Genomic DNA, 18,638 nt, shown 5'->3' with positions numbered 1-18,638 from the left:
CCGCGATGGGCGTGGTCGACGAGCTGGTGCAGGCGCGCGTGGACTACGAGCGCGGCGAGTGGGCGGCCGCGCTCGACACGTGGTCCGGCGTCGATCCCGACGCGCTAGGCATCGAGGACCTGCGCAGCGCCGCGCTCTCGGCGTACCTCCTCGGCCGGTCCGAGGACGCCGTCGGCCACCACCAGCGGGCGTTCCGCCTGTGCGAGGAGGCGGGTGACCCCGCCGCCGCCGTCCGCTGCGCCTTCCACATCGCGATGATCCTGGGCACCACCGGCGAGGCCGCGCTCGCGGGTGGCTGGACGGCCCGGGCCGACCGCCTCCTCGAGCAGCTTCCGGCAGACGCCGTGGAGCGGGGGTACGTCGCGTTCCTGCGCCTGTACCGCCACCTGGCTGCCGGCGAGTTCGCGGAGGCCGCCGCCCTCGCCGCCGAGGCGACGGACTCCGGCCGGCGGCACGGCGACCCCGACCTGTTCGCCCTCGGCCTGTGCGCCTCCGGCCGGTTCGCCATCTACCTCGGTGACGTGGCCGGGGGGCTGGCCCTGCTGGACGAGGCGATGGCCGCCGCGACCGCCGGCGAGGTGACGCCCGAGGTCTTCGGCAACGTCTACTGCACCGCCATCGAGGGGTGCCAGGAGATCTCCGACTTCGGCCGCGTGGCCGAGTGGACCTCCGCCCTGCACCGCTGGTGCTCGGCGATGCCGGGGCTGGTCACGTTCACCGGGCAGTGCTCGGTGCACCGTGGGCAGGTGATGCGGGTGCAGGGTGCGTGGCCCGAGGCGCTGGAGGAGTTCGAGCACGCCGTCGACCGCTACCGGCAGGCCCACACGCTGGACGCCGCCGGCCTCGCCGAGGGCGAGCGCGGCGACGTGCTGCGGTTGCGGGGCGAGTACGACGCGGCGGACGCGGCGTACCAGCGGGCGACCGAGCACGGGCACGACCCACAACCCGGGCTGGCCCAGCTGTGGCTGGCGCGCGGCTCCCCCGACGCGGCGGCGGGCGCGGTGCGGCGGCTGCTCGCTGAGGTGTCCGACCCGGTGGCGGCGTGCCGGATGCTGCCGGGAGCCGTCGAGGTGCTGATCGGTGTCGGCGCGGTCGACGAGGCCCGCGCGGCCTCGCAGCGGCTCGACCGGGCGGCCGCGCAGATCGGGTCGACCGGGGTGCAGGCGATGGCGGCGTCCGCCGCGGCCGCCGTGGAGGTCGCCTCCGGCGACGCGGCCGGGTCGCTGCCCTACCTGCGCAAGGCGCGGCAGCTGTGGGCACGCGTGGGCAGCCCGTACGACGCGGCGCGGGTGCGCCTGCTCACCGGGCGGGCGCTGGCGGCCCTGGGTGATCCCGGGTCGGCCCGCGCCGAGCTGGAGGGAGCCCTCGCCACGTTCCGGGAGCTCGGGGCGGCGCCGGCGATCGAGGAGGTCGAGCGGCTGCTCGCTCCGGCCACGCTGCCGGCCGGCCTGACCGCGCGTGAGGCGGAGGTGCTGCGGCTGGTCGCCGCGGGCCGGAGCAACGCCGCGATCGCGGCCGAGCTGGTCCTGAGCGAGAAGACCGTCGCCCGGCACCTCTCCAACATCTTCACCAAGCTCGGCGTGGGGTCGCGCACCGCTGCCGCGGCGTACGCGTTCGAGCACGACCTGGTCTGACCAGGCCCTACTCAGGACGGCTGGAGGAACGCGGACCGTGGTCCCTTGGCCCGGGCGAGCCGCATGTCCAACGTTGCCAGGGGCGCCTCGTGCGCCTCGGCGAGCGCGACGTACCACGCGTCGTAGGAGCTGACCGTCGACCGCAGCTCCCACACCCGATCGGCGAAGGGTTCGAAGGGGTAGAGCTCGATCCCGAGATCGCTCAGGTCGCGCAGGCCGGAAGAGGCCGAGGACGCGTCGATGACGCCCGCCAGAACCAGGCGTCGCAGGGTGTTGGTCACCTCGACCGGCAGCAGGTGCGGCGCGACGAGGTGACCGTGCCCAAGGGTGGTCCTGGCCCAGTCGCCGACCGGGCCGGCGTCGGTCGCCGCGGCCACGACGACCGAGGCATCCAGCACGAACGTCATCGTTTGTCGGCGTCCGTGGCCTCGAGGATCTCGTCGACGGTGACGTGGGCCTGATCGCGCTTCACCCGAGCCGTCATGCGGGCCAGGACGACCGCACGATCGGGACGGGAAGCCATCTCCACGAGTTGGCCACGCAAGAACTCCTGGAGCGACCGACCGCTCCTTGCGGCTCGAGCTGCCAGCTCGTTGCGAGTCTCCTCGGGCACGTCCCGGATCGTGATCGACACCATGCATGCATTCTGCTGCTGGTGCAGGCGTTCCGCAATCATGTGGGGATCGGCCGCGCTCACGCGGCCTCGCGCAGCATCTCCGCCAGCCCGAGGCACACGTCCGCGGCAGGTCTCGGCAGCCGCGCGCCCAGGCTTCGCAACGCGTCTGCGTCCGCCGGCGTCAGCTCGTGCAGCAGGTGCTCGCTGACGTGCGGCTCCACCAGGGCGGCGGACACCGGCGGCCCCGCAGCCAGAGGGGTGGCGTCGAACCCCTTCATGGCGTTGTCCAGCACCGGTTGCAGCGTCTCGTCCAGGGCCGCCCGCACAAACCCCAATGCGAGCCCAAGCGGGTCGCACTCGTCGTGCCGCGTCCAGGGGATCTCGGCGGCGAGGTGCTGCAGCCAGTGCTGGGTGATGCCGGGGACGTCGGTGAGCATCGCGAAGTCGAAGCTGCCCGTGATGCAGAGATCGTCGTCGTCGTCCTCCACCGGGTACTCGTCGCGGCAGGCTCGCTCCACCGCGTCCACCCAGCTGCGCCGGTCGCGGGCGACGTCCAGCGCGGCACCCTCCGGCACGACCAGCGGCGCGCTCTCGAACATGGAGCCCTCGTCGGTGGGCACCACCCGCCCCAGAACGCAGCCGCCGGGCACCGTCATCGTGCTCGCGCCCAGGTTGATCGTCCGCACCTCAGCGCCGGAGCCGAGGTCCTCCCACGTCAGCTCGCGCGGGGTCTCCTCCACCAGGCGGTAGCCACCCATGGGCGTCGCCGCCCACTCATCGATGCGGTCCGCCCCGGCCAGCAGGCCGGGGGCGGCGACCCGGCGCAGGAAGTGGTCGAGGCCGCCGAGCTCGTAGAGGAACAGCTGGCGAAACACCCAGTCGTGGTCCGCCACCTCGACCCTCCGGTCGAAGTCGTCGGCGCCGCGCACCATGTCCGGACCGCCGCGCACCCGGACGGCCGTCTCGTAGGCACGCAGACTGCGGTCTCGGTTGCTCGGCTCCATGACCTGCAGCGCCTGCGCGAGGATCCACCGCGACGTCGCCCACCGGGGGTAGCAACGGCCCGAGCACGTACAGCTGGCTGAGCCGACACACCCGCTCGGGGTGCCAGAAGATCCTCCCGTCCGATCCGACCAGACGGGACAGGATCACCTCGAGCGCGCCGGCCGCATCGCCGCGGACCTCGGCCTCGTTGGCCGCCTGCATGATCGGCAGCATGATCGGCAACTGCGCCTTCTCGCGTTCGGCGCGGGTCGGCCGGTGCTGCTGCGAGCGGACGGATGAGTGCTTGCGTGGCTTGCGTCCCCGTGATTTCGGCATGCGTCCACTGAAGACCTCGGCAGGCGCCGGCACCAGACCGGTTCAGCGATCTGTGGACAACCTCCTCTCGGCTGCCAGACGGGTCGAACTCCGGGACTACGTCAGGCGGGCTGCACCATCGCGAACGGCACGGTCATCACCGAGTTCCCGACGCGCAGGTGGTAGCGGGTCCGGCCGCGCTTGACGAGCGTGCCGGTCACCCCGTCGTACTTGCTGCCGGGGACCACGATGCGCACCCGCTCACCCATCCGCACGGGCCGCCCAGCGACCGGGCGGGCCGCCGCCGCGGTGAGCCGCTCGAGCTCGGCCCGGTAGCCGGGCAGCATCTGCGCGGGCTGGCCGCGGAACGTCCACGTCAGCAGGTGCGCGACGTCGAAGGCAGGCGAGCAGGCGCGGCACGCCGACGGGCGCTCGGGCCGGCGGTGCCGGGTCAGCCGGTGGCCGGCCGGACAAGTGCCGACCCAGTCGCCGTCGATGCCGGGCGCGTCGTCGCTCAAGCACCGCTCGCCGCTGCACCCGATGCGCAGCGCCATGGCGCGCCACACCCGGTCGTGGCCGTGCCGGGGCCCGACCAGGGCGTGGGCGATCTCGTGGAGGACGGTGTCGCGCACCTCGCTCTCGGGGTGGATCGAGGTCAACGGTGCGCTCAGCCCGATCTCCTTCCTCGCCCACCGGCAGATGCCCGCGCGCCGCTTGGCGCGGTCGAAGACGATCGTCCAGTCGTGCAGTCCGTGCTGGTCCAGCAGCCGGCGCCCCATCCGCGCCGCCTCGGTCAGGTCCATCCACTCCCCCTCGGTTCGCGAGCCACCGTGGCTGCTGCGGAGGACACGGTAGGAGCCGGCACCGACAGCGCATTCGCCCGGCTGACAGTCGCGCAGACGCGTCCCGCCGTGCTCGATCGGGTACCAAGGCCTCATGAGCACCGAGGACGTGGTCAGCGCGCTGCTCGAACGGCACGGGACGACGTACGCCGAGGAGGCCGGGATCCGGCTGGCCGACGAGCCCGCCCCGCTCTGGCAGCTGCTCGTCCTGAGCCTGCTGCTCTCCGCCCGGATCCGATCGAGTGTCGCCGTCGCGGCTGCACGCGAGCTGTTCGACGCCGGGTACGGCACGCCCCGCGGCATGCGCGACGCCTCCTGGCAGGACCGCGTCGACGCGTTGGGTCGCGGCCACTACCGGCGGTACGACGAGCGCACGTCCACGCAGCTGGGTGGGCTCGCGCACGTCGTGCTCGAGGTGTTCGGTGGTGACCTGCGCCGGCTGCACGAGCAGACCCGCGATCTCGGGGGCGACCTGCAGCAGTTCAAGGGCATCGGGCCGGCCGGGGCGGCGATCTTCTGCCGCGAGGTGCAGGGCGTGTGGACCGACCTCGCGCCGTACGTCGACCGACTCGCCGCCGACGGGGCCGAGCGCCTGGGCCTCCCCCGCTCCCCCGACGAGCTGGCCGCGCTCGTCCCGGCCAGGGACCTGCCGCGCCTGGTCGCCGGCTGCGTCCGGGCGGCACGGGACGAGAAGGTCGTCGACGACGTCCTCGGAGACTGAGCCGCAGGGGCCACATCCAAGGTCAGGCGGCGACCTTGCGGTGCTCCCACCACAGCCGAGCCAGGGCCGGGGTGAGCTCGTCGTCGCCGAAGCACTCCGCTGCAGCCCGCTCGTCGATGGCGGACGTGCCGTCGGGGTGCACCAGGCGCCACAGGCCGTGGGGCGTGCGCCAGAGGGTGTCGCCGTTGCTGGCGCCCGACGTGCTCGACGAGTGGCTCGAGCGCTGGGGCGCGAGCGCGCACCCGCCGCCGCATCGGTGTTGGAGTCGTGCGCCTGAGAGTGCGCCCCGGCGCACGCTGAGCCGCACGACGCAGGGGCACCGGGCGTCTGCGCTACTTCCAGGTGGTCGAGCGGCGAGCCACGCCGAACAGCGTCGCCTGCTGCTCCGCCGGCACCACGTCACCGTGACGCAGGAGCCACTTCGCGATCTGCCGGCGCGGAACGACGTGCACGTCCTTCGGCGGAGTCTTGACGGTCACCTCGATCGCGTTGACCGGCGCGATCACGCCCTCGACGTGGACCGGGAAGCCGCAGGCCTCCGTGAGCAGCTTGGCCACGCGGGCGGCCTCGTGCCGAGCGTTCCGGACGTAGGGCTGACGGTTCCCGTTCACCAGGAACGTGTCCCCGCCGACCCACAGCTTCGCGTTGGGGTGGTTCTTGGTGTTGACCGTGAATACTCCGCCCGGCCCGATGACGAGGTGGTCGATGTCCGAGCCGCGTGTCCCGACCGGGATGGCGTGGATGAACTGCCACCGCGGGTCCTTCTTCAGGACCTTGTCGAACTGGGAGGCGACCCTCTCCTCGCCGTCCGCCCCGATGCGCCAGGCTCGCTCGTCGGTGTGGACCCGCATGACGCGAGCCACCAGGGTGCGGACCGGAGCCGCCTCCTTGGCGGCCAGCGCCTGCTCCCGCGCCGCCTCCCCGGCCACGTTGGTGGCCAGGTCGAGCCAGGGACGCGCAGGGCGCGCCGGCTCGACCGCTGGAGCTTCCGGCAACGGTTCGGGTGCCGGCGCCACCTCCTGGACCATCATCACCGGCACCATCCCAGCGGGCGCGTCGGTTGACTCGTCTGACTCGATGCCGGCCCGCCACCGGCGGACCGCCTCGCCCAGCTCGGCGGCGTACTCCTCGGACTCGGGATGCCCGTCGTCTGCCTGGAGGTCCCACCACCCGACCTTGGTGCCGTCGGCGCGACCGACGTAGAGCCGGTCCTTGCCGTACCTGCGCCAGCGGGTGATCTCGTGCACCTCCTCCATGTCAGACCGCGCGGTCAGAGGTTGAGCCCCGCGCCGACGGGCGGGGCGCTCGGCATCGACACCTGCTCGAAGTCCGTGTGCTGCCACTTCCACCGAGCGATCCGCGGGCCGACCCAGAACAGGTAGATCCCGAGCGTGATGAAGGACAGGAGCAGCCACTTGATCCAGTTGCCGAACAGGCCGACCGCGGAGCCGGTGAACACCAGCCGCTGCCCGTCGATGTAGGAGTGCTTCGCGCGCCACCGCTCCTTGAGCACCAGAGCGAACGGGTAGCAGATGCCCAGCGTGCACACGGTGATGAGGAAACCGAGGACGGCGGTTCCGACGTACGTCGCGGCGCCTCCGTCGAACTGGAAGCGTCCCGAGTTGCGAGCCATTGAACTGCCTTTCAGGTCATCGGCCCGAGCGGACCGGAGATGACCCTAGGTATGTCCGCGGCTCCCCGCAGCCGAACACAGGAACCGACGACACGAGCCCCGGGACTCCCCGTGGCGTGACGCCGCGGGTGCGAGGCTTCGTCAGTACACGACGCCGTACCACTCCGTCCCGCAGCCCATACAGACGTCCTTGTCGATCCTGAGCTCCGGCGGGGTGAGGCCGCGGCAGAAGCGGCAGTACCGGAACGTGCGCCGGCGACGCCTCAACAGCTCGCCGATCATCTCCGGCCCACGCGTGCCGAACTCATCGCTCGGGAGGTACCTCTGAAGACCGGGCCGGTACTCGAGGCCGTGGCTGCCGTGTCTCCACTCGCCTTCGGGCTGAGCCAGGAAGACGCCGTGGTGGAAGACGCGGATCATCAGCTGCGGCGGATCGCCCGCGATCATCCACGGCGTCACGGGCAGCCCACCCCCGCCCGACGGATCGCTGTCGTAGTCGTGCCATACCGGGCCGTCGTTCTCGGTCCACCCCGCGCCGAACAGTTCGGCGAAGTCGCGCGCCGGCATGCCGAGGATCTCGGCCAGCTCGCCGGTGCGGTCCTGCGCCATCTCGTCGTCATTCATCACTGAGGTCCCCTGTTGCGTTCCATTCCTTCGGCCGTTCCCGCCGCGCCATCCGCGCACGCTGCCGCTAATCCCGCGTCGCCGCCCGCACCCTCAGGCGAGCACGTCCATGTCCTCCCGCAGCACCCGATCCATCGAGTACTCCGCAAGCGCCGCGATCGTCATCGACGGGTTGCAGGCCGCGCAGGAGCCGGCGATCCGCGAGCCGTCCATGACGTAGAGGCCACGCTGCCCGAGCACCCGCCCCGCGTCGTCGACCGCGGTGCCGAACGGCATCCCGCCCACCGAGTGCCAGGTCGAGTCGTCGAGCAGGTTGCTGTCGAGGTTCACGTGGTACGGCGTGTCGCTGGTCAGCCTCTCGACCGCCGCGTCGAGCACCGGCTTGGTGTCCGACTCCTTGGTGCGGTCCCACACCGGGACGGCGTCGTCGCGCAGCGCGTCGTACTGCCACTCGCCGGTCTGCGTCGTCACCATGAACCCGGCCACGCTGTAGGCGTGCGGGTCCACGGGCGTCGGCATCGGCCCCATCGTCATCGTCAGCGCCCGCGCGGGGTCGGACCAGTCGCGCGCGCCCATCGAGACCGGCCCGGCCTGGTATTCGCCCGGGCTGTCCTCGGCGGTCGCCGCGACGTAGACCCGCTCCCCATTGGTGCCCCAGCCGGTGCCGACGCCGTCCGGCAGGTCGGGGATCAGGCCCTTGTCGCGGGCCTTGACCATCAGCCGCGTGGTGCCCGGCGAGCCGGCGCCGAGGAACAGTGCAGGAGTGGTGATCGCCTTGCGCTGCAGCACGTTGCCGGCGGTGTCGATGCGCTCGGCGCGCACCACCCACTCCCCCGCCGCGCTGCGGGAGATGTCGGCGACGCGGTGCAGCGGCGCCACCTCGACGTTGCCGGTGGCCGTGGCCTGCGCGAGGTAGGTGACGTCCACCGACCAGCGGCCGCCGTTGTTGCAGCCGAAGATGATGTCGCCGGTGATGTACGACGGCGGCAGCTCGCCGCGCAGCTCGCGACGTACGACGTCCCAGTCGGTCGGCGTGTCGATCCGGAACGTGTCGAAGCCCGCCTCCTGCCCACGCCGCTGGAACATCCGCGGCGCCGAGTAGTGGGGGTCGGCCAGCACGTCGTCGGGGATCGGCGAGACGCGCAGGTCCCGCGCGACCCGGCGGTAGTGGTCGGCGTCGAGCTGGTCGTAGTCGATCGACCGCGAGATCGTGGTCTCGAACGACTCGCGCTGCGGCTGCACGGTCATGCCGTGGTACGGGACCGACCCGCCACCCACAGCCGCCGCGCACATGATGTCGATGCCCTGGCCGCGGTGCCGCTCGATGAGGCCGGTGTAGGGCACGTACGACGTGGGGTCGGCGTACGGCGCGGGCATGGTGGGCACCGGGGAGAGCCACGACGAGCGCTTGTCGTTGTGCATCAGGGTCGGGAAGGTGTCCGAGCCCGGACCTGTCGGCCAGCGCCGACCGCGCTCGAGGACGAGCGTCCTGATCCCGGCCTGCCCGAGCCGCCGCGCGGTCACGCCACCGCCGAACCCGGAGCCGATCACCACCGCCTGCCGGCGTTCCTCGGTGACCGGCACGCCCAGGATGCTCGCCCTGGCGGGACCGGCCACGCCCACCGCGGTGACGCCCGCCGCCGCTCCCAGGAAGGTTCGTCTCGACAGTGCGCCCATGCGCCGTTCCTCCGGTGGTCTCGGCCCGATCCTTGACGACCACGAACTCAACCAGTCACGGATCCCCTGCAGTAGAGGGAGATCCGGCATCCGGACGTGACGTGCCACTCAGCCGTCCGCCCGACCCCTGAACGCTCCGGGCGCCGGTTGTCCACAGATGTCGTCCTGGGCCTCCCCTTCGCGGTGATCGAGGGGAAGGCTGGGCAGGGACGACGTACACGCACCTCTCGGGGGTCCTCCATGACGATCGCGGTCGACGACCACGCCTTGCGCGCAGCGCTGGTCCGATGAGGCTCGAGATCGACGGCGGCGGGTACGAGACCGCCACCCGAGCCTTCGTCGAGGGCAACCAGCTGGCAGCCCTCTGCTTCACCCGGCTCGGTGGCCGACTGCCGGCGTACGGCGGGATGGCCGGTGACGACAGCACGTCGCAGGAGTTCGCCAGGGCGTACGACGAGGGCGCGCGCGTGGCCGTCGCGTCGCTGGCGGACCTGGTCGAGTCGTTCACCGGCCTGGGGCACCTGACCGCGGCCTCGCTGGCCAACCACACCCGGGCCGAGCTCCGCTCGATCGTGGGTGGGGCCGGCGTATACGAGGGCGGTTGCCTGCCCGACGTCGGCGACGACTCGGGCTACGTCAGCGTGCTCCCACTCGCACCGCCCACATCCCTCGGGGCCGACAGTCCCGTGCTGCCCAACAAGGTGGGTTGGATCCTCGACCACATCGAGGGGTTCGTCTGGCCCAGCGCCGACGTCGACCGGCTCCGCGCCGCCGAGTCCTCGTGGGTCGAGGCGGCGGCGGGCCTCGACGACCTCTTCACCTGCTGCGACTCGGCGATCCGCGGCTTCTGGGGCGAACGCTCCCCCGAGATCCCGCTCGCCATCGACGCGACCCAGGAGCTGCGCAGCTCGATCCGCGCGCTCGGTGACCAGCTCGCCTCCCTCGGGGCGGCCTGCAGGACGTACGCCGACCACGTCGAGACCAAGCGCGCCGAGATCATCGACCTGGCCGAGTGGCTGCTCGAGCAGGTCGTCGAGGGCGTGCTGATCAGCGTCGCGATCGGCGCAGTCACCGGTGGTGCGGGCACCGCCGCCGGTCTGTCCGCGGTGGCGGCCCGGGTGGCCGCCGAATCACCCCGTTTCGCCGCCATCCTCGAAGCGCTGCGCGCCCTCGCTGCCGGAATCGCCGCGTCCGTCCGCGCTGCCCGCGAGGCGCTTCAGGCCACACGGGTCACGCTGACGAAGTTCAGGGACGCCGCCGTCGCGCGGACTGTGGCGCGCGGCGAGAGCGGCACGCTCAAGCTCTGGTGGGAGCGGGAGTCCGGCTGGCTCGCCAGGCACGAGCACTCGGGAAGTCACACGATCGATCGGCACGTCGGCAAGACAGACGAGGAGCTGCTGCAGCGTGTGAACGAGAATCCGCGACCCAAGTTCATCTCGACCTTCCCCGATACCGAAACCGCCGAGCGGGGAATACAGACCCTCCTCCGCCGGCACCGGAGGGAGATCGAGGAATGGCTGTCCCACGGCAGAGGCCCACTCGTTCCCGAAGGCGATCTGGGGTTTGTGACAGGTCGTTCGGCAAGTCGCAACAGCGGCGACGTCTTCGACGTCACGGGCGTGCGTGCCGTGCTGCGCAAAGACCCGTCCATGCCTGAGGGTTTCCGTATCCATACCGCCTACCCGCAGCCGTGAGAGCAAGGAGAGACATGCAGACCCCCGCCCTGCGCCAGCTGATGAGCGCATACCTCCACCAGGACTACGACCTGATCGGCGACGTCTGGGAAAACGTGGACGCCTTCGTCACGGAATCACCCGACCTCGCTGTCCTCCTTCCTGGCGAAGTGGCGTGGACTCTGGCCAACTACCCCGACGAAGCAGAACTGGAAAGGTTCGTCGACACGCTCGGCTGTCAACTCGGGCCCCTTGACGATGAGGGTGGCTACCGCGGCTGGCTCACCGAGATCGCCCGCAGGGTGGCGGCCGCGACCGGCCAGACCAACAGCAACTGACGCAGACAGCCAACCGACTGACCCGTGGTCAGCCGGCGAACAGCGCCCGCACGAACGGCACCGAGTCGACCAGCGACGCCCGCATGGTGCCGTTGTGGTCGGTCGGGTAGGTCCGGAACGTCACGTCCGCGCCGTTCGCGGTCAGCACCCCGACGTACGCCGCGGTCGTCTCCATCGGCACGTCGGTGTCGACTGCGCCGTTGGCCATGAAGATCGGCTTCTCGAACGACGTCTCCGGCATGCCCAGGTAGTCCCGCGCGGTCTGCACGAACCCGGGCAGCGACGCCAGTGGCCGGGTGAAGAAGTCCCCGATCGCCGTACCCTCGAGCGCCTTCTCGAACTCGACGACGCAGGCGTGCTCGGCCATCTCGACGTACGTCTTGCCGGTCGCCGTCAGCACGCTGTTGATGTGCAGCTCGGGGTTCACGTGCCGCATGCCGGCGAGGATGTAGGCGAGGTACGACGTCAGCGCCGGGCTCACGTCGACCGGCGGCACGGCCGGGCCGGGCAGGGAGACGAGGAGCTCGATGTACGCCGGGGTGCCGGTGCCGACACCGCCCCGGAAGTCGAGGTGCTTGCCGCCGAACTCGGTCGCGTAGCTCGACGTCGCGACCGCGCCCCCGCCGCCCTGCGACTGGCCGATCACCACCCACTTGTTGCTCAGCCGCTGCGACGCGGGGAGGTCGAGGTTGCGCGCGGCCTTGACCATGTCGACGACGTTGTGGGCGGTCGACCGGTTGTGCAGGTAGGCGTGCAGTCCCGGCGTGCCCAGGCCCGCGTAGTCGCTCGCGACGATCGCGTAGCCCTGCCGCATCCAGGTGCCGAGGTAGGCCCAGTCCCGCTTCGGCATCGCCGGACCGACCCGCGACGGCGCACACCCGTCGCCGATGCCCGAGGTGCCGTGCGCCCAGGACACCACCGGCCAGCCACCCTCGGGTGCCCTGCCCTTCGGCAGGAAGACGGTGCCGGTGCTCGGCACCTTGTGCCCGAACGCGTCGGTGGTGACGTAGGCGAGCTTGTATGCCCGGCTCGTCGTCCGCGGGATCCACAGGTCGTGCCGAAGGGGGCCGGACCTGAGGACCGTGCCGACCTCGGGCAGCGCGGCACGGTGGTCTGTGGCGGTTCGGGCCTCGGCCGGGGTCGTCCCGAGGAGGGACGTGGCCAGCACGGCGAGGGTGAGCAGGGCGGGTCGCAGGCGCATGCCCGCCCAACGACGCACGCCGCGCGGTGGTTACCGCCCGGTCAACCGGGCTCCACGTCGACGCCCTTTGACGATCAGGCCGCGGCCTCAGCGCTGAGCGCTGCCAGCCGCGTGAGCCGGCCCTGGGCGGGCGCCGGGACGAGCCGTGCCCAGTGCTCCCAGGCCCCGCGATGACCGGGATCCACCAGCTGTGCCTGAGCCTCCGCGAACCCGTGGGGGTTCAGCACGGCGGCCGCCACGTAGGGCGCGTCCGCCTCGGTCCCGAACGTTCCCTCGGTGACCGCTCGCAGGACGCGGTACGCCGCGCGCCCGATCTCGTCACGCCCGCGAGCGAGCTGCTGCCTGGTGCTGGCCAAGGCGGCCGGCGAGGTCCCGCGCTCGAGCAGGCTCAGGCTCGGCACGTCGGTGACGAGCTCGCGGTCCGCGGATCGCAACATCGAGCGCTCGAGACGTTCCTCGGCGAACGCCTGCTCGAGCGCCGCGATCCACGCGCTGCGACGGTCTCCGGTCGCGGCCGCGACGGCGGTCTGCTCGTCCACCGGCAGCGGGCGGGTGTCGAACATGAGCGCCGGGGTGGTCCCACTGGGCACCAGTCGGCCGATCAGGCGGCCACCCACGCCGAGGAGTCCCGCCCCCAAGTCGAGCACCTCGACGGGGCGGTCCTCGCCGAGGTCACGGACGACCAGCCGTCCGGGGATCACTGACTCGACCCGGTAGCCGCTCATCGTGGCCCCGACCCACTCGCGCGCCAGGGCGCACCCCTCCGCCAGGCGCGCATCGGCCATGGAGTTTAAGAACAGCTCGAGGCCGAGGAGCTCGAAGGTGCAGGTCTGGTGGTAGGCCCAGTCCTCCCCGGCGGTCGTGGCCAGCAGCTTGACCGGGTCGTCGCCGACCTCCCAGGCGCGGGCGAGCTCGTCGGTGTGGAAGACCCGCACGGTGTAGTCCAGCGCCAGTTGTGACGTCACCTTGCCGAGCGTGTCCGGGTCCTCGACGCGCGTGCACTGGTAGGCGGCCCACCGCGCCCATAGCCACGGCGTCATCTCGTCCGACAGGTCGGCGAGCTGCGTCAGCACGACCCGGTGCGCGCTGCGGCGGAACATCGGCACGCCCTGGTGGTACTCGAGCGCGGTCTCCGCGTCGCCGGAGCGCTCGGCGGCGGTCGCGCTCTCGACGAACGCAGCGTACTCACGCGTCATCAGGTCGCTGACCCGCTTCCCGCGGCGGAACCCCGGGGACGGGCGGGACGGGAACGGCGATCTCGGTGAGGTCATGCCCCAAGACTTCGCAGGTCCGGGTGCCGCCACAACGCTCGTTCCGGCGCCTGTGGACAACTCGGGCGCCGGGGCGAGCTGTGCGCACTTGCTGGCCCGCCGGTGTGGGGCCTGATCAGCAGCTGCTCGGCGGCGGGGTCCCGGCGAAGCGCGCGGCCAGCCAGGCCTCGGCGGCGGGGATGAAGCTCGCGCCGGCAGCGCTGTGGTCCTCGCCCTGGATCTCCTGGGTCTGCACCGGCACCCCCTGGCGGCAGTACTCCGCGGCCAGCTTCGCCTGGTCGGCGGCGACCATCACGTCGTCGCCCTTGCCGTCGTGGTAGCCCCACAGCATGAACATCGGCGCGCTCGGGTGGCCCGTGACCGAGCCCATGCGGAGGTCCTTCATGATCCGCCGGAACACCGGCACGGCGAGGATGTCCTCGTAGCGCTTCTTCATCAGGTGCTTGATCGTCAGGTTCGGGAACTCCCCCGACATCTCGCCGATGCACTGGTGCGACTCGGTCTTCGCCACCATCCGGCCCCACTTCGACAGGTACCTGTCGAGATCCACGCCGTACGCCCGACTGATGCCGACCATGGCGCCCGGGATCACGTCGGACCACTCGGGCGTGCCGTCGACGTACGGCAGGTTGTGCTTCAGGTTCGCCGGAACGCCACCCATGGCCGTGCCGACCAGGTTCATCGTGGGGGCGCGGCGCGGCTGGAGCTCGCTGGCCCAGTTCGCGGCGATCGACCCGCCGGAGTAGCCCATCATCCCGACCGGCGTGGCCTGGTCGAGCTTCAGCGCCTTGAGGGTCGCGGTGATCCCGTCGAGCGCGCTCCGCCCCGACTCGCGCCCAGCGACCCAGTGCAGGTCCTGGTTCTCGAAGTCCGGCACGGTCACGATGTAGCCCTGCTGGTTCAGGCTCCGGACCGTGCCCTGCTCGAGGTCGGTCAGCTGCTGGTTGACCGCGCCGGGGTTGCCGCCGCGCAGCGTGTACGACGGGTTGCACTTGGACGACAGCGCGTCGTAGAAGCTGAGGTACGCCGCCACCCGCGGCTGCGCCGTCCCGGTCGCCGGGAGCACCACCGTGGTCACGCTCGCGACCGCGTGCCCGAGGGTGTCGGTCGTGCGGTAGAGGATCTGCTCGGCCGGCAGCGGAGTCTGGTTGGTGTCCGCCGCGAGCGTCACGTCCCGCGTCTTCAGGGGCGTGCCGGGCTTGATGTCCCTGAGCGGCTTGTCGCCGTCGTAGGTGTAGAAGGGATCCTTCGCCGGGCGCACCAACGCTCCGGACGACTCCGCAGCCTCCGCCGGCGCGATGGCCGGCGACACGGTGGCGGTCGCGGCGAGCGCGGTCGCGAGCAGGGCAGTGACGGTGGACTGGAGACGCACGGGCGGTCCCTTCAGCAGGAGGTCCTGTCTCCCCTCCAACGAGGGCCGCGCGCCGGGGTTACCGGCCGGTCACCCGACCTCCCCGAAGTCGGGGTCGCGCTGCTGGTGCACGAGGCCGCGACCCCTGAGCTCGTCGAGGGCGCGCTCGCACCCGGACTGCCGATAGCCGAGGTCGTCGAGGAACGACACCACCGGAGCCCCACCGCAGGACCCCCGTCCGTGCCACGAGCAGTGACCGCGGCGGCCGTCCGAGCTCGGCGCGTGCCAGGCAGGGTCGAACGGGCGGGTCTGGAACATGTCCCGGACGCTAGGACGCCTGACAGGTCCGTCGCTGCGGACGCGGGCCTGGCTCCCCCATCTCGGGGACAAGGCGATGTCGGCGGGGCCGCCTACAGTCCTCGGCGGGTCAAGAGACTCGGCCGCACGCCTCCGGACGTGGCCGAGCGGCAACCGCGTCACCCGGCACGGTGCCCTCCGGAGAAGACCAGGGCCGCAGACCGCGGCCAAGCCGAGGCCCGACCACGGGCCCTGACGACGGGAGAAAGCCATGCAGCTCGACGAGCTCACCCTGGACGGGTACCGCTACGACGCCCGCATCCTCGCCACCCCGCTGGAGTACCTCCACTTCCTCAGCGCCACCGGCAAGCGGCCGGGTGCCTGCGGGCCGATCGGGATGGAGGCGATCATCCAGCAGGACCTCGAGTGGCAGGTCGAGTCGGTCGCGCTCGACGTGCACCGTGTCGTGCGCGAACGGTCCGGCGGACCCGCCTGCACGTGCGGACTGGTCATGAACTACGGGGACGTGGTGACCTCCGCCGGCCATCGCGACCTGCGCGACTGGCGCCTCGCCGAGCGTCCGTACGCCGTGTCCCGCGGGCAGGACGCCGCCGAACGGTTCGCCGTGGTCTGCCCCACCTGCCGGCTGGGGGTCACGGCACCCTCGCTCGCCGATGCGCACGACCGGCGTACCGACCATGACTGCGACGACCTCGGCGCCCTGAATACCCCGGCGGAGCTTCGCCTGCACCTGGGGCTCGCCGGATAGCTCCGCCCCCAGTTCCCGAGTCAGAAGAACGGGAGCGTGACCGCAATCCCCATGAGCATGACCGGCAGGGCCGTGACCCCGATCAACATGAGGCGCCCACCGACTTGCCGCGCCTCGCGCCTGGCTTGACCTGCGGGACTGGCGCGCTCCGCCGCCCAGACGTCAGCGACCTGCTGGTATTGCGTCATGGCGCGCAGGTGCTCCACATCGAGACGTGCTTGCTCATCCACCCTGTCGGCTTCCGCAGCGGCGACGAGGCCTCTCCACCGCTCGTGCTCTGGGTTCGGCACCATCTTGTACCGCGGCCCGTATCGCTGGATACACGTGCTGCCCACCCGGGCGCGCATGCTTTGTGCATTGGTGAGAGGCCGTCCACAGATCACGCAGTTGTAGGCGATCTCGTGTACCTGGCGGCCGGGTTCCGGCGGCACCCGACGCCGAGTCGCCTGGACGGCACGCGGAGCCCGTGGTCGCTTGGGGTCACGAGTGCGGAACCACGTGGGTGTCCCGGTGAGGAGCAGTGCCAGCGCAGCGAGGAAACACAGCAGGAACAGGAGAACTGGCAGTACCCGCGAGACTGGCTCCGAGAGCACCATGCTGACACCGGCCACGAAGAAGGCGCCGGAGGAGCGGATCGGACGCCGTCCCACTCGGCCCATGAGCCGGGCACGGCCGCCGGTTGCGAGCTCACTCACTTCTGCGCTTGGTCTCATTCGTCATCCGGATCGCATGGCCCACGTCGATCGCAGGTCCGGGGGTCGAGGTTAGCTGCCTAACCACAGGAGAGCGCGGGCGAGCGAGCGAATATTCGAGGCGTCAGTCGCTCCCGGGCAGCGGCAGCACCGGCTCCCCGCAGGTCGGGCACTGGACCCACTCCACCAGCTCGCCCTCGGGGACCGAGCCGGTCTCTCCGCAGTAGTCACACACCCATCGCGCCATCTGTCCCCCTCGGCCTCAGACCGGGATGCCCAGTCGCCGGGCGACCTCGTCGCCACCGACTCGCCGGATCACCTCGGGATCACCCACGACCACGAGCACGTCCGTGGCGCGCGACATCCCGACGTACAACCGCTCACGCGCCCGGTCCCGCTCGCCCTCCTCGTTGACGCAGAGGACGACGCAGGCCCGTTCCAGGCCCTTCGACCCGAGCACGTGGCCGTAGAAGACGTCCTCCCCGTCCCAGAAGGAACGCCAGTAGCCGACCTTGCCGTGGCGCTCGACCTGCTCGGTCTGCACCGGGTGCCGGTGGCCGGTGGTCAGCAGGCACACCTTGGCCGGGTCCCAACCCTCCTCGAGCAGCGCCTCCACCTGGTCGTCGGCGGCGTCGAGGGCCTTGTCCGTGCTCGTTGACACGAACCCCACCTCGACCCCGTCCCCACCGCGCGCCTGCATCCGGCTCGGCGCGAGCGGGCCGAAGCAGTTGTAGATCTGCCGGGTGTTCCGCAGGTTGTCGTCCAGGACCAGCGGGACGAGCTGCACCGGCGGGCGGCCGAAGCGGGCGAAGAGGCGCTGGTTCTCGTCGGAGAACACGAAGAGGCCACCGCGTTCCTCGTCGCGCAGCGCACCGACGACCGCCTCCCACCAGTCGTCGGCGAAGTCCTGGGCCTCGTCGACGACCACCGAGTCGAACCGGTGGCCGGGCGGCAGCTCGGCGGCCTTCTCGGCCATGAGCCGTGGCAGCCGTTCCTCCCAGAACTCGCTGTCGTCCGGGCTGCCCATCTCGATCCCCCACAGGCGCCCGAGCTCCTCGTAGGTCCCGACGAACGCCGGCCGGTGCCTGCGCGGCCAGGACGCCACGACGCGCTTGAGGTACTCCGCGAGCCCGATCGAGTAGCACAGCAGGGCCACCCGCTCGGAGTGCTGCCCCTCCCCGAAGCCGCGGCTGAGGTCCTTGGCCTTCTGCAGGGCCAGCACGGTCTTGCCGCTGCCTGCACCCCCGCGCACCTCCACCCGCCGCAGCAGCCGGGTGACCTGGAGGATCACCATCTGCTCCTGGGTCAGCTGGTCCGCGGCCGCGGCACGCTGCTCGGCGTCCGCGTTCACGTCGTACGCCGTGTGGTGGCGGCCCGCCAGGATCTCGGCGACCAGCTCGATGTCGTCCTGGTTCGGCGTCGGGTGACCGTGCGCGAGCGCCCACCCGTTGTCGTACACCCGGTCCGGCAGGTCGGCCATCTCGTGCTTGTCGTGCAGCGCCCACCGGGGCAGGTCGGGCACGGAGAACTCGTTGCCGAGCTCGCTGTACGGCAGCACCACGCCGTGCCCCCACGCCACGTGGCCGCGCCCGCCCCAGCGCGGGTCCTGCTCGACGTACCGCCTGAGGGCGTGCTTGGTGTCGCGGGCCTGGTCGACCGGCCAGCACCGCTCGTCGCCCTCACCGCGGCGGATCCACCAGCCACCCTCGTCGTGCCAGACCGAGCCGCCCTTGACCTCGAGCACCACGATGCCCGACTCGGGGATCAGCACGACCAGGTCCGCCTCGTGGTCCTTGTCCTGATCGGTGAGCCGGACGTTGGCCATGAGGATGCACGTCGACGGCAATCCATCCCGGAGCCGCTCCCAGACTTGACGCTCGGACGGAGTCGTGAACGCCGGTTCCTCCGGGATCAGCCGCACCATGGCCGCAACCTTGCCACTATGCAGGCCGCCGACCATGGAGGTTGCGGCCGGCCGTTGTCCCTGTCCCGCGAGTAGC

The 18,638-nt window shown here is 71.6% G+C and carries 20 protein-coding genes and 1 riboswitch; of the genes, 5 read left to right on the top strand and 15 right to left on the bottom strand.

Annotation, left to right across the window (positions count from 1 at the left end; translation table 11 throughout):
• Positions 1–5 precede the first annotated feature (5 nt).
• Positions 6–1,634, top strand: coding sequence for a helix-turn-helix transcriptional regulator (locus ABD268_RS12120; RefSeq protein ID WP_344152099.1), 1,629 nt, complete (start codon positions 6–8; stop codon positions 1,632–1,634).
• 11 nt (positions 1,635–1,645) lie between these two features.
• Here ABD268_RS12120 and ABD268_RS12115 read toward each other — a convergent pair whose 3' ends face one another.
• The 4 genes from ABD268_RS12115 to ABD268_RS12100 all read right to left on the bottom strand — a co-directional run bounded on the left by ABD268_RS12115 (position 1,646) and on the right by ABD268_RS12100 (position 4,352).
• Entirely contained in the window at positions 1,646–2,032 is a 387-nt protein-coding gene (locus tag ABD268_RS12115) for a type II toxin-antitoxin system VapC family toxin (protein WP_344152097.1), read from the bottom strand.
• Positions 2,033–2,037: 5 nt separating this feature from the next.
• Positions 2,038–2,331 (bottom strand): FitA-like ribbon-helix-helix domain-containing protein, encoded by a 294-nt coding sequence (locus ABD268_RS12110; RefSeq protein ID WP_344152095.1) that lies wholly within the window; start codon positions 2,329–2,331, stop codon positions 2,038–2,040.
• Positions 2,328–3,254 (bottom strand): hypothetical protein, encoded by a 927-nt coding sequence (locus ABD268_RS12105; protein WP_344152093.1) that lies wholly within the window; start codon positions 3,252–3,254, stop codon positions 2,328–2,330. Before ABD268_RS12105 ends, ABD268_RS12110 begins: the two co-directional genes overlap by 4 nt.
• 417 nt (positions 3,255–3,671) lie before the next feature.
• The gene (locus tag ABD268_RS12100; RefSeq protein WP_344152090.1) at positions 3,672–4,352 is read right to left on the bottom strand and encodes a SprT-like domain-containing protein; all 681 of its coding nucleotides are present in this window, start codon (positions 4,350–4,352) and stop codon (positions 3,672–3,674) included.
• Between the two features lie 133 nt (positions 4,353–4,485).
• On the opposite strand from ABD268_RS12100, the gene ABD268_RS12095 reads away from it, so the two are divergent.
• Positions 4,486–5,112: an HhH-GDP family DNA glycosylase gene (locus ABD268_RS12095; protein ID WP_344152087.1), complete on the top strand. Its 627-nt coding sequence runs from the start codon at positions 4,486–4,488 to the stop codon at positions 5,110–5,112.
• A 332-nt stretch (positions 5,113–5,444) separates the two neighbouring features.
• On the opposite strand, the gene ABD268_RS12090 is transcribed toward ABD268_RS12095, so the two are convergent.
• The 4 genes from ABD268_RS12090 to ABD268_RS12075 all read right to left on the bottom strand — a co-directional run bounded on the left by ABD268_RS12090 (position 5,445) and on the right by ABD268_RS12075 (position 9,046).
• Positions 5,445–6,368, bottom strand: a complete 924-nt coding sequence (locus tag ABD268_RS12090; protein ID WP_344152084.1) for a nuclease-related domain-containing protein — start codon at positions 6,366–6,368, stop codon at positions 5,445–5,447.
• Positions 6,369–6,382: 14 nt separating this feature from the next.
• Positions 6,383–6,745 (bottom strand): DUF898 family protein, encoded by a 363-nt coding sequence (locus ABD268_RS12085; RefSeq protein WP_344152081.1) that lies wholly within the window; start codon positions 6,743–6,745, stop codon positions 6,383–6,385.
• Positions 6,746–6,886: 141 nt separating this feature from the next.
• On the bottom strand, positions 6,887–7,369 hold the full coding sequence (locus ABD268_RS12080; protein WP_344152078.1) for a hypothetical protein: 483 nt from the start codon (positions 7,367–7,369) through the stop codon (positions 6,887–6,889).
• 93 nt (positions 7,370–7,462) lie between these two features.
• On the bottom strand, positions 7,463–9,046 hold the full coding sequence (locus tag ABD268_RS12075; protein WP_344152075.1) for a GMC oxidoreductase: 1,584 nt from the start codon (positions 9,044–9,046) through the stop codon (positions 7,463–7,465).
• A 407-nt stretch (positions 9,047–9,453) separates the two neighbouring features.
• Between ABD268_RS12075 and ABD268_RS12070 the strand changes: the two genes are divergently transcribed.
• Both ABD268_RS12070 and ABD268_RS12065 read left to right on the top strand, forming a co-directional pair.
• Positions 9,454–10,740, top strand: a complete 1,287-nt coding sequence (locus tag ABD268_RS12070) for an RNase A-like domain-containing protein (RefSeq protein ID WP_344152072.1) — start codon at positions 9,454–9,456, stop codon at positions 10,738–10,740.
• 14 nt (positions 10,741–10,754) lie between these two features.
• Positions 10,755–11,057 carry a contact-dependent growth inhibition system immunity protein gene (locus tag ABD268_RS12065; protein WP_344152069.1) on the top strand — a complete coding sequence of 101 codons (303 nt, stop codon included), beginning with the start codon at positions 10,755–10,757 and terminating at the stop codon, positions 11,055–11,057.
• Between the two features lie 28 nt (positions 11,058–11,085).
• On the opposite strand, the gene ABD268_RS12060 is transcribed toward ABD268_RS12065, so the two are convergent.
• From ABD268_RS12060 to ABD268_RS12045, 4 genes are all read right to left on the bottom strand, one after another.
• Positions 11,086–12,258 (bottom strand): lipase family protein, encoded by a 1,173-nt coding sequence (locus tag ABD268_RS12060; protein WP_344152066.1) that lies wholly within the window; start codon positions 12,256–12,258, stop codon positions 11,086–11,088.
• Positions 12,259–12,332: 74 nt separating this feature from the next.
• On the bottom strand, positions 12,333–13,529 hold the full coding sequence (locus ABD268_RS12055) for a hypothetical protein (RefSeq protein ID WP_344152063.1): 1,197 nt from the start codon (positions 13,527–13,529) through the stop codon (positions 12,333–12,335).
• A gap of 115 nt (positions 13,530–13,644) precedes the next feature.
• On the bottom strand, positions 13,645–14,901 hold the full coding sequence (locus ABD268_RS12050) for a lipase family protein (protein ID WP_344152060.1): 1,257 nt from the start codon (positions 14,899–14,901) through the stop codon (positions 13,645–13,647).
• Between the two features lie 69 nt (positions 14,902–14,970).
• Positions 14,971–15,198, bottom strand: a complete 228-nt coding sequence (locus ABD268_RS12045) for a hypothetical protein (RefSeq protein ID WP_344152057.1) — start codon at positions 15,196–15,198, stop codon at positions 14,971–14,973.
• Between the two features lie 107 nt (positions 15,199–15,305).
• Positions 15,306–15,417, top strand: a riboswitch (SAM riboswitch).
• Between the two features lie 31 nt (positions 15,418–15,448).
• Between ABD268_RS12045 and ABD268_RS12040 the strand changes: the two genes are divergently transcribed.
• Positions 15,449–15,946: a hypothetical protein gene (locus tag ABD268_RS12040; protein WP_344152054.1), complete on the top strand. Its 498-nt coding sequence runs from the start codon at positions 15,449–15,451 to the stop codon at positions 15,944–15,946.
• A 20-nt stretch (positions 15,947–15,966) separates the two neighbouring features.
• Here ABD268_RS12040 and ABD268_RS12035 read toward each other — a convergent pair whose 3' ends face one another.
• The 3 genes from ABD268_RS12035 to ABD268_RS12025 all read right to left on the bottom strand — a co-directional run bounded on the left by ABD268_RS12035 (position 15,967) and on the right by ABD268_RS12025 (position 18,562).
• Positions 15,967–16,176, bottom strand: coding sequence for a hypothetical protein (locus ABD268_RS12035; RefSeq protein WP_344152051.1), 210 nt, complete (start codon positions 16,174–16,176; stop codon positions 15,967–15,969).
• A gap of 586 nt (positions 16,177–16,762) precedes the next feature.
• Positions 16,763–16,885 carry a hypothetical protein gene (locus ABD268_RS12030; protein ID WP_344152048.1) on the bottom strand — a complete coding sequence of 41 codons (123 nt, stop codon included), beginning with the start codon at positions 16,883–16,885 and terminating at the stop codon, positions 16,763–16,765.
• Between the two features lie 15 nt (positions 16,886–16,900).
• Positions 16,901–18,562 (bottom strand): nuclease-related domain-containing DEAD/DEAH box helicase, encoded by a 1,662-nt coding sequence (locus ABD268_RS12025; protein WP_344152045.1) that lies wholly within the window; start codon positions 18,560–18,562, stop codon positions 16,901–16,903.
• Between the last annotated feature and the right edge of the window lie 76 nt (positions 18,563–18,638).

Source organism: Nocardioides koreensis (genome assembly GCF_039531775.1).
Lineage (GTDB): Bacteria > Actinomycetota > Actinomycetes > Propionibacteriales > Nocardioidaceae > Nocardioides > Nocardioides koreensis.
The sequence above is the reverse complement of the archived record's forward strand: the minus strand, read 5'-3'. Positions and strand labels throughout refer to the sequence as shown.

Coding starts and splice junctions, on each gene's coding strand:
- ABD268_RS12120 (WP_344152099.1), top strand. CDS start 6: ATGGGCGTGGTCGACGAGCTGGTGCAGGCGCGCGTGGACTACGAGCGC.
- ABD268_RS12085 (WP_344152081.1), bottom strand. CDS start 6,745: ATGGCTCGCAACTCGGGACGCTTCCAGTTCGACGGAGGCGCCGCGACG.
- ABD268_RS12060 (WP_344152066.1), bottom strand. CDS start 12,258: ATGCGCCTGCGACCCGCCCTGCTCACCCTCGCCGTGCTGGCCACGTCC.
- ABD268_RS12055 (WP_344152063.1), bottom strand. CDS start 13,529: ATGACCTCACCGAGATCGCCGTTCCCGTCCCGCCCGTCCCCGGGGTTC.
- ABD268_RS12070 (WP_344152072.1), top strand. CDS start 9,454: ATGGCCGGTGACGACAGCACGTCGCAGGAGTTCGCCAGGGCGTACGAC.
- ABD268_RS12030 (WP_344152048.1), bottom strand. CDS start 16,885: ATGGCGCGATGGGTGTGTGACTACTGCGGAGAGACCGGCTCGGTCCCC.
- ABD268_RS12095 (WP_344152087.1), top strand. CDS start 4,486: ATGAGCACCGAGGACGTGGTCAGCGCGCTGCTCGAACGGCACGGGACG.
- ABD268_RS12100 (WP_344152090.1), bottom strand. CDS start 4,352: ATGGACCTGACCGAGGCGGCGCGGATGGGGCGCCGGCTGCTGGACCAG.
- ABD268_RS12025 (WP_344152045.1), bottom strand. CDS start 18,562: ATGGTGCGGCTGATCCCGGAGGAACCGGCGTTCACGACTCCGTCCGAG.
- ABD268_RS12045 (WP_344152057.1), bottom strand. CDS start 15,198: ATGTTCCAGACCCGCCCGTTCGACCCTGCCTGGCACGCGCCGAGCTCG.
- ABD268_RS12080 (WP_344152078.1), bottom strand. CDS start 7,369: ATGAATGACGACGAGATGGCGCAGGACCGCACCGGCGAGCTGGCCGAG.
- ABD268_RS12040 (WP_344152054.1), top strand. CDS start 15,449: ATGCAGCTCGACGAGCTCACCCTGGACGGGTACCGCTACGACGCCCGC.
- ABD268_RS12075 (WP_344152075.1), bottom strand. CDS start 9,046: ATGGGCGCACTGTCGAGACGAACCTTCCTGGGAGCGGCGGCGGGCGTC.
- ABD268_RS12090 (WP_344152084.1), bottom strand. CDS start 6,368: ATGGAGGAGGTGCACGAGATCACCCGCTGGCGCAGGTACGGCAAGGAC.
- ABD268_RS12105 (WP_344152093.1), bottom strand. CDS start 3,254: ATGGAGCCGAGCAACCGAGACCGCAGTCTGCGTGCCTACGAGACGGCC.
- ABD268_RS12065 (WP_344152069.1), top strand. CDS start 10,755: ATGCAGACCCCCGCCCTGCGCCAGCTGATGAGCGCATACCTCCACCAG.